The 8,596-nt window shown below is 69.7% G+C and carries 7 protein-coding genes; 5 read left to right on the top strand and 2 right to left on the bottom strand.

Features of this window, described 5'->3' with window-relative positions; translation table 11 throughout:
* A partial coding sequence (locus tag VAE46_RS05270; RefSeq protein WP_322795869.1) for a GAF domain-containing protein occupies positions 1-1,919 on the bottom strand: 1,919 nt, incomplete at its 3' end.
* 141 nt (positions 1,920-2,060) lie between these two features.
* Here VAE46_RS05270 and VAE46_RS05265 point away from each other — a divergent pair.
* From VAE46_RS05265 to VAE46_RS05255, 3 genes are all read left to right on the top strand, one after another.
* The gene (locus VAE46_RS05265) at positions 2,061-2,714 is read left to right on the top strand and encodes a M23 family metallopeptidase (protein WP_322795868.1); all 654 of its coding nucleotides are present in this window, start codon (positions 2,061-2,063) and stop codon (positions 2,712-2,714) included.
* Positions 2,715-2,859: 145 nt separating this feature from the next.
* On the top strand, positions 2,860-3,906 hold the full coding sequence (locus tag VAE46_RS05260) for an ABC transporter substrate-binding protein (protein ID WP_322795867.1): 1,047 nt from the start codon (positions 2,860-2,862) through the stop codon (positions 3,904-3,906).
* A gap of 143 nt (positions 3,907-4,049) precedes the next feature.
* Positions 4,050-4,625, top strand: coding sequence for a hypothetical protein (locus VAE46_RS05255; protein WP_322795866.1), 576 nt, complete (start codon positions 4,050-4,052; stop codon positions 4,623-4,625).
* A gap of 106 nt (positions 4,626-4,731) precedes the next feature.
* On the opposite strand, the gene VAE46_RS05250 is transcribed toward VAE46_RS05255, so the two are convergent.
* Positions 4,732-5,562: a hypothetical protein gene (locus tag VAE46_RS05250; protein WP_322795865.1), complete on the bottom strand. Its 831-nt coding sequence runs from the start codon at positions 5,560-5,562 to the stop codon at positions 4,732-4,734.
* Positions 5,563-5,889: 327 nt separating this feature from the next.
* Between VAE46_RS05250 and VAE46_RS05245 the strand changes: the two genes are divergently transcribed.
* A complete protein-coding gene (locus VAE46_RS05245) occupies positions 5,890-6,351 on the top strand; it encodes a TrmO family methyltransferase domain-containing protein (RefSeq protein ID WP_322795864.1) in 462 nt (153 codons plus the stop codon).
* A 142-nt stretch (positions 6,352-6,493) separates the two neighbouring features.
* Positions 6,494-8,308 carry an aldehyde ferredoxin oxidoreductase family protein gene (locus VAE46_RS05240; RefSeq protein ID WP_322795863.1) on the top strand — a complete coding sequence of 605 codons (1,815 nt, stop codon included), beginning with the start codon at positions 6,494-6,496 and terminating at the stop codon, positions 8,306-8,308.
* Positions 8,309-8,596: the final 288 nt, after the last annotated feature.

Genomic DNA, 8,596 nt, shown 5'->3' with positions numbered 1-8,596 from the left:
ATATCCGCGATGAGCTGCGCCAGCCGCTGCAGCCGCTCGCCCGGTTCGAACGCGGGCTCGCGGGAGCCGATGACCAGGAAGCCGACCGGCGCGCCGCCCGAGCTCGCCGCCGTCACCACGTAGGCCTGCACCCCAAGCGCCTCCAGCTCCTCGCGGCCTTCGCCCGGGGCGCGCTCCCCCGGCGCGCCGACCACCGCCTGACCCTCCGCGAGTGCCCGCGCGAAGTGTCCCTCCAGCGGGGCCACGCCCGGCGCGCCGGCCACATTCGGGAAGACCACTCGCCCGCCGTCGAGGAAGCCGAAGGCCACGTACGGCGCCGGCATCACCTGCCGCAGCACCTCGGTCAACGCCAGCTGGATGGCGAAGCCGTCGAGCTCCCGGGCGACGGCGGCCGCTGCGGCCGTCAGGACCGCCTGGTCCTCTGCCTCCCGGCGCTCGCGCACCCGCTCCCGCTGCGCGGCCACCGCCTGCCCCAGCAGCGCTGCCGCCACCCGGATGAAGGCCAGCTCGTCCTCGCTGAACCGCTCGTCGGCGACCCGCCCGATGGTCAGGAGCCCCTCATTGCCCGCCGCCGAGGTCATCGCGGCCGTCGCCGCTCGCCGGAACCCGGCCCGGGCGAGCGCCTGGGGCACCCGCCGCTCGTTCCCGGCAGTGCGGTACTGGTGCACCCCGCCGGCGCGCACCACCGCCTCGACGCCCGAGGGGTCGAAGCGCGGGTCGTCGTCGATATCCAGCCGGTGCGAGCGAATCGGCCGCCACGCGCCGGTCTCAGCATCGCAGAGCGTCACCGAAATGTGATCGAAACCCACCGCCCGCAGCAGGGTCTGCGAAAAAACCTCGAACCGCTCCTCCAGCGTCCCCTCGCCCTGTAGCAGCGCCGTCAGCTCCGAGAGGGCCTCACGGCGGATCGCCTCGGCCAGCCGCTGCTCCACCTTGCGCGCGTTGCCGATGGCCTGCCCGACCAGCGCCCCGACCGTCTCCAGGTGGGCGATCTCCTCCGCATCGAAGGGCCGGTCGCTCATGCGCGACATGAGCAGCAGCCCCACCAGTTCGCCCTCTGAGCGCAACGCCACTGCGGCGCCCCGTTTGGCGCCGATTGCCCGGGCACGGTCAACCACGCGCCCGCTGAACACGTCGATGGGTGCCTCGACCGCTCCTTTCCCGCTGAGCAGGTTAAGGAGGTTGCCCATCGCCTCGCGGGGCTCGACCTGGCCCACCCGCGTGGTTCTGCCTCTCAGCGTTCCAACCACCCGGAAGTGTTCCGTGCCTTCGGTCACCCACAGCCCCAGCCCGTCGAAATCCAGCACCTCCCGCAGGTGCTGGGAAAGCGCCGCAAAGAACGCCTCCGGGCCCTCGCCGCGGTTCACCAGCACCGCCAGCTCATTCAGCACGCGCGCCCGCTCGACCGCGCGCCGCGCCCGCTCGAGCCGGCGCTCAGCGGCAACCGCAGGGGCCAGCAGGCCCGCGCCCTCCCGCAACGCTTCCTGTTCGTGCGCGGCGAACGGCCGCTCGCTCACCCGCCCGGCCACGAACACTCCGACGGGCTGGCCGTCCTCGCTCAGCGCAGCGACCCACGCCTGCACCATGCCGAGTTCCCGCAGGAAATCTGCCCCGGGGTGGCCTGCCAGGTCGCCGGGCGCAAATCCCACGCCCGCCCCCGCGGCAAGCTGCTCCAGTTCGAGTGGCGCAATCGGGAACTCCCGCCCCGCGCCTTCCTGGTCCGGCCACGTCGCCAGGACCCGCACCGTCTGTCCCTCGAGGTCCAGCCAGCACGCCGCCAGCAGGTCCGCCCCGGCCGCCGGTGCCAGCGCCTCCGCGAACCGGGCGAAGCGCACGCCGAACGTCCCGCCCGCTGCAAGCGCGCGCGCCAGCGACGCGTCAGGTCCCCCGGGCTCGCCGTTCAGGGCAGGTTCAACCATGGCGAAGCCGCCTTCTCCCCCACTTCGTGAGTTTCGGATGGCGCCGCCCGGCCGCCTATCAGGGAATTCCCCGAGCTCCGCGCTCGCCCGGTGCCAGGTCTGCCTTCGGTCTGTGCTTCCCAGCGCCCATCCTCTGGTGCCATGGAACGCCAGACCCCCGCCTTCGGACCGGCCTTCATCACGGGCCCCAACTATATCGGATTGCCCATCACGGGCACCATCACCGCGCAATTTGGCAGCCGCGCTATCCCCGAGCACGCCGGCGGCCACACCGGCGTCGATATCGCCGCACCGGCCGGCACGCCCGTCCGTGCTCCCGCTCCCGGCATCGTCGCCGCCGTCCGCACCGCCGACCCCGTCTTCGGCAACGCCGTCGAGCTCGAACACCCCGGCGGCTGGCGTTCGCTCTACGCCCACCTCTCCCGGGTCGATGTGGCCATCGGCCAGCCCGTCCGCCGCGGCGATGGCCTCGGTCTCTGCGGCTCGACCGGCCTCTCCACCGGGCCTCATCTCCACTGGGGGCTCGCCCGCGGCCACAGCCCGGCCATCCGCGGCCCGGGCCTGCGCGACCCCCTCAGCGCCGTCTCCGCCGCCCCCGTGAGCCGCGACGAAGAGCGCACCCTGCGCGCCGCCGCGGCCGCCATCTACGCCGGTCTCCAGGCCGCCGGCGCCCTGTTCGCCAGCGAAACCGAGGCCGACCTCGCTCCCTACCCGCCCGGCAGCCCCCAGCAGCAGGTCCTCGCCATCCAGCGCGCCGCCAACCCCTTCCTCGCCGCCTGGCTGACCCTCGCCTGAGCGAAGGGTGGCCGGCCGTCCAGCAAAAAGTTAAGCAGGTGCAAAGCAAACACATCGACAACCGCGCGATGGGGCGTATACTCCGCGGCGGCAGGTTCTATCGCAGCAATAGAACCTGTCGAACGAACGAGGGGGAATGCTCACCGTGCCTGAACACAGCAACTACTGGACCCGCAGGCTGGCCCGCCAGGGGATCTCGCGGCGCCGGCTCCTTGGCAGCGCAGGCGCCGCCGGCGTCGGCGTTGCCGCGCTCGGCCTCGTCGGCTGCGGCGACGACGATGACGACACCGGCGGCGGACAGCCCACCGCCACCACCGCGCCGGGCGGCTCGCCCACCGCAGCCGCCAGCCCCACCGAAGTCGCCAAGCAGAAGGGCGGCGTTGTCCGCTTCACCAGCGCCGGCAACACCTGGGACACCTTCGATATCGACCGCTCCCGCTTCACGCCCGTCTCCACCCTCTTCGGCTGGACCAACCTCGGCGTCGTCCAGTGGGACTCCTACACCAAGGGCGTGATTGGCGGCGGCATCGCCGAAAAGTGGGAGCAGCCCGATAAGCAGACCATCGTCTTCACCGTCCGCCCGAATGTCTTCTGGCACAACAAGCCGCCCGTTAACGGCCGCGCCGCCAACGCCCAGGACATCGCCAAGTTCATCCAGCGCAACGTCGCCGGCAAGCTCCGCGACGGCACCGACGACCCCAACTTCTACCGCAAGTCCGCCTTCCAGACCGTCGACAAGGTCGAAGTCGTCGACGATCGCACCGTCCGCGTCACCCTCAAGACCCCGAACCCCTTCTTCCTCAACACCCTCGCCGGCGCCTACGCCAAGGTCCAGGCCCCCGAGGCCATCGACGCCTTCGAAAAGGACTACGCCAACCTCAAGCCCGAGCTCGTCATCGGCACCGGCGGCATGATCCTCACCTCCTTCAAGGCCGAAGGCGAACTCGAACTCGTCCGCAACGACAAGTTCTACAAGCAGGTTAACTGGGACGGCGTCAAATACCTCAACCTCTTCACCGACCAGACCGCCCAGCTCGCGGCCTTCGAACAGAAGCAGCTCGACTCGTTCACCCCGACCCAGAACGCCGTCGCCGACGACCTCCTGAAGCGCTACCAGGGCAAGATCACCGAGGTCAAGCAGTTCTCCGCCAACCCGCAGGCCGGCACCTACTACGGCGGCGCCGCGCCCTGATCCAGTCGCTCCTCCAGGGCAACGCCGTTCTCTCGGGCAACGTCCCGCCCACCCAGGCCGCCTTCACCATCCCCGAGCGCGAACTGATCACCTACCCCGGCTACCTGGAAGATCGCGCGCTCGAAGAGGCCGAGGCGAAGAAGATGTGGGAAGCCGGCGGCGGCCCCGCCCTCGGCGAAATCATCGTCGATATCCCCGATATCTGGGAGGGCCTCTACTCCGGCGGCGCCGCCCTCATCACCAACCAGCTCCAGAAGGTGCTCGGCAACAAGTTCACCGCCAAGATCGAGCCCTACTCCACCATCACCACCAAGATCGTCAAGCAGGAATACGGCAACGGAAAGAACAACATCTGGTACGGCTGGATCACCGAGATCACCGACCCTGAGCCCTCCCTGCTCAACTACCTCAGCTACAACTCCAAGCAGCCCCAGTGGCAGCAGTTCGGCGTCAAGATCGACAAGGTCGACCAGCTCACCGACGCCCTGATGCTCGAGTTCGACATCGCCAAGCGCCAGGAGATGAACAAGGAGATCGTCCGCGAGCTCGTCAAGAACTACGGCGCCGGCATCCCCTACACCCTCGTCGGCGTTTCCCGCATCATGCGCTGGAACTACTTCAAGGCCGGCGAGATCGTCCCCTTCGTCACCAGCCACCAGGCCGTTACCGAGTCCTGGTTCGACCAGACCGACCCCACCTGGCAGGGCCGCCCGGCCTAGCCGGTACCGCGGGATGCGCACCAGCGGGGCCGCCCCATAGGGCGGCCCCGCTTCGTGTCAACGGCCAGGGTCGCAACGGACCCCTGCCGCCTGCTGTCACGATGCCCTAGAAGTACGCCGGCCCTTCGTCCGCCGCCCGCTCCTCCAGCCGGGCCAGCGCCGGCCAGTTGCGCGCATCGAGCCGGAGGATGGCCGCGTACTTGCGCGCGGTCTCCAGGTGCCGCTCGTCGCGCGTCTCCCGGTAGCGGTTGAACGCGTCGAGCATCTTATCGGCGATGACCTGCATATCGATGCCCATCACGTACCGGTCCGAGATCTCGTTCAGCGCCTCCGCGTACACCTCGAAGAAGCGGCTCAGACGCTCCAGCGTGCTCCGCAGCCGCACCCATTCCGCCATATCGTGGCGGGCCGCCATCTCGTAGTACCGCCGGCCCAGCGTGATGAAGTACTGCCGGTCCACCTGCGGCGCACCGCCCATCCGACCCGGCGCCCGGCGCCGCCCCAGGCTGCCCGGGAACACCCCGGTGATGAACATCGCATTGTCGCCGTACTTCCGGTACGCCTCGAACGCGTTCTGATACGCCCCCGAAGGGTGCGCCGTTTCCTCCAGCAGGTCGGTCAGGTAGGGGAGGTAGCCCCGTCCCGGGCCCAGCGAAAGCTCCGAGGCCTGCAGGTACCGCTCCAGCAGCCGGCCCAGGTAGGTCAGCGTCTCCGCATCCCGGCTCCGGCGGTTCACATAAAGCGCCTTGATCAAAAACAGGTCGAGGATGTCGCCCAGGCGCAGTGCCGTCAGCTCCTCGATGTCGTCGTAAAAATCGCTGATCAGCCGGTCCACCTTCAGCGCGAACGCCGTGGTCGCCACGTTCGCCCCGTCGTTCGCGCGGATCACCTCCCGCAGCTCGGCGATCTCCTCAGCCAACAGCTCAGGGTTCGGCATCTCCCGTTCCCTCCTCGTCTGCTGTCCCTCTTATCCCTAGCGAACGGCACAAACCCGCGTCAAGAACAGCGTATTCCCGGGAGCCGGGAGCCGGCGGAAGGTGGGAGGTTGAAGGTTGGAGGTTGGAGCCCTGCCCCGCCCTGCCCTGGCCCCGCCCGGGAGCCGGGAGCGGGGAGCCCCCGCGCCGCGACGCCCGGCCGCCCCGGGGGCAGGGAGGTTGGAGGTTGGAGGTTGAAGGTTGGAGGTTGAAGGTGGGAGGTGGGAGGTGGGAGCGGTGCCGCTGTCTGACCTTTCGCGCGGCCTCGATTTGCGGGAGACTGCCCCGCAATGAAGCTGCTCCACTGGCCGTTTGGGCGCCGCGAACCCGACTGGCAGCGCCCCGAGCCGCCGGCCTCGGTCACCGTCGAGGCCGTCGGCTACGTGCGCAGCCCGGTCATCCGCCCGCGCCCGCACGGCTGGGCGAACGTCGAGAGCGCCATCGAATTCCTCCCCGGACACGCCGGGCGCCTCGAAGGGCTCGAGCGCTATCGCCACGTCATCGTGGTCACCTACCTCGATGTCGCCGCCGGCGCCCCGGAGAAGCCCGAGCGCATGCGCCTCGCCGACGGCCTTGAGTACGGCATCTTCGCCACCCGCAGCCAGCTCCGCCCGAACCACCTCGGCGTCACCGTCGCAGCCGTCCTCGGGCGCGAGGGCCTCACCCTCCGCCTCCGCGGCCTCGACGCCATCGACCGCACCCCGGTGCTGGACGTCAAGCCCTACCTCCCCGAACACGACGCCCATCCCTGACCTCCCACCTCCCCGTTCCCGGCTCCCGGCTCCCGGCTCCCGGTTCCCGTGAGGGGCCCGGGCGGCGCGGCGGGCTCCCACCTCCAACCTCCCACCTCCTGTATACTGCGGGTGGCAATCGCAGCAATAGGAGGCGTCTATCATGGCTCTCGGGGGCTACGCCGGCCGCGTCGGCACCGTCGACCTCACCACCGGCACCACCACCTACGCGCCCATCCCGGAAGAATGGGCCCGCAAATACATCGGCGCCCGCGGCGTCGGCGTCCGCTACGTCTTCGAAGCCGGGCCCACCGTCGACCCCCTCGGGCCCGACAACGTCCTCTGCTTCATGAACGGCCCCCTCACCGGCACCGAAGCCAGCATGAGCGGCCGCCTCGCCATCGTCACCAAGAGCCCCCTCACCGGCACCGTCACCGACTCCCACCAGGGCGGCTGGAGCGCCGCACGCCTCCGCTGGGCCGGCTTCGATGGCCTCGTCTTCAAAGGCATCTCCCCGCGCCCCGTCTACGCCTACGTCCACGACGGCATCGTCGAACTCAAGGATGCCTCCGACCTCTGGGGCAAGGGCGTCCACGAAACCCGCGACATCCTCCGCGAACGCCACGGCGCCGACGACCTCAGCGTCATCGCCATCGGGCAGGCCGGCGAAAACACCGTCCGGTTCGCCAGCTGGATCAACGAAAACGACCGCGCCTCCGGCCGGGGCGGCACCGGCTGCGTCGGCGGCGCCAAGAAGCTCAAGGCCGTTGTCATCAAGGCCGCCCGCAACTACCCCCGCGCGGCCGACCGCGAAGCCTGGCGCGCCGCCCACGCCAACGCCCTCAAGAAGATCATGGATGAGGCGAACATCACCTCCCCGCGCAAGGGCGGCCTCTCCGTCTACGGCACCAACGTCCTCATGAACGTCACCAACACCATCGGTGCCCTCGGCGCGCGCAACAGCCAGGAAACCTCGTTCGAAGGCGCCGAACACCTCTCCGGCGAATACGTCAAAGAGCACTACCTCATTGACGACCCCACCTGCCACGCCTGCCCCGTTGCCTGCAAGAAAGAGGTGGAGGTCAAAGAAGGCCCCTACAAAGTCAAAATGGAGTCCGTTGAGTACGAACCCGCCTGGTCGCTCGGCGCCAACTGCGGCAACGACAACGTCGCCGCCGTCGCCTACATGATCGACCGCGCCAACGACTGGGGCTACGACGCCATCGAGATCGGCCAGGTCCTCTCCTGCCTCATGGAGGCCACCCAGCGTGAATACGTCCCCGCCGGCGAAGGCATTCAGTGGGGCGATACCGACCGCATGATCGAGGTCATGCGCATGGTCGCCTTCCGCGAAGGCATCGGCAATCGCCTCGCCGACGGCATCGAACCGTTCGCCCGCTCCATCGGCCATCCCGAGCTCGCCATGACCGTCAAAGGCCAGGCGACGCCCGCCTACGACCCCCGCGGCCTCAAGGGCATGGGCCTCGGCTACGCTACCTCCAACCGCGGCGCCTGCCACCTCCGCGGCTACAGCCCCGCCTCCGAGCTCGGCGTCATCGGCCTCAAAACCGACCCCCTCGCCTGGCAGGGCAAGGGCGAGCTCCTCAAGCTCCTCCAGGACATCCACGCCTTCAGCGATTCGCTCGACCTCTGCAAGTTCTCCGCCTTCGCCGAGGGCCCCGAGGAGTACGCCGAGCAGTACCGCGTGATGACCGGCATCGAACGGTTCGGCCCGGATGACGTCCTCAAGGCCGGCGAACGCATCTACAACCTCGAGCGTTACTACAACAACCTCGCCGGCTTCCGCGAAGGCTCCGATACGCTCCCCAGGCGGTTCCTCGAAGAGCCCTCCAATGCGAAGGGGTCGCTCGGCCAGGTCTGCGAGCTCGACAAGATGCTCGACGAGTACTACCGCGTCCGCGGCTGGCGCAACGGCGTCGTCACCGAAGAGAAGCTCAAAGAACTCGAGATCGTCTAGCCCCCACGCACCACCGGCTGCCCCGCCCCCCGGCGGGGCAGCCCTCCCCGCTCCCTGCTCCCTGCTCCCCGCTCCCGGGCGGCAGGGCGGTGTGGTCGGGGCTCCCCGCTCCCCGCTCCCGGTTCCCGGGTGGTAGGGTCGTGTGGTCGGGGCTCCCACCTCCCACCTCCAACCTCCCACCTCCTTCCGGCTCCCCGCTCCCGGCTCCCGGGCGAGGCGTCGGCGGCGCGGCGGGGCTCCCCGCTCCCCGCTCCCGGTTCCCGGGTGGTAGGGTCGTGTGGGCGGGGC

It is taken from the genome of Tepidiforma sp. (assembly GCF_034433535.1).
In the GTDB taxonomy this organism is placed as follows: domain Bacteria; phylum Chloroflexota; class Dehalococcoidia; order Tepidiformales; family Tepidiformaceae; genus Tepidiforma.
The sequence above is the reverse complement of the archived record's forward strand: the minus strand, read 5'-3'. Positions and strand labels throughout refer to the sequence as shown.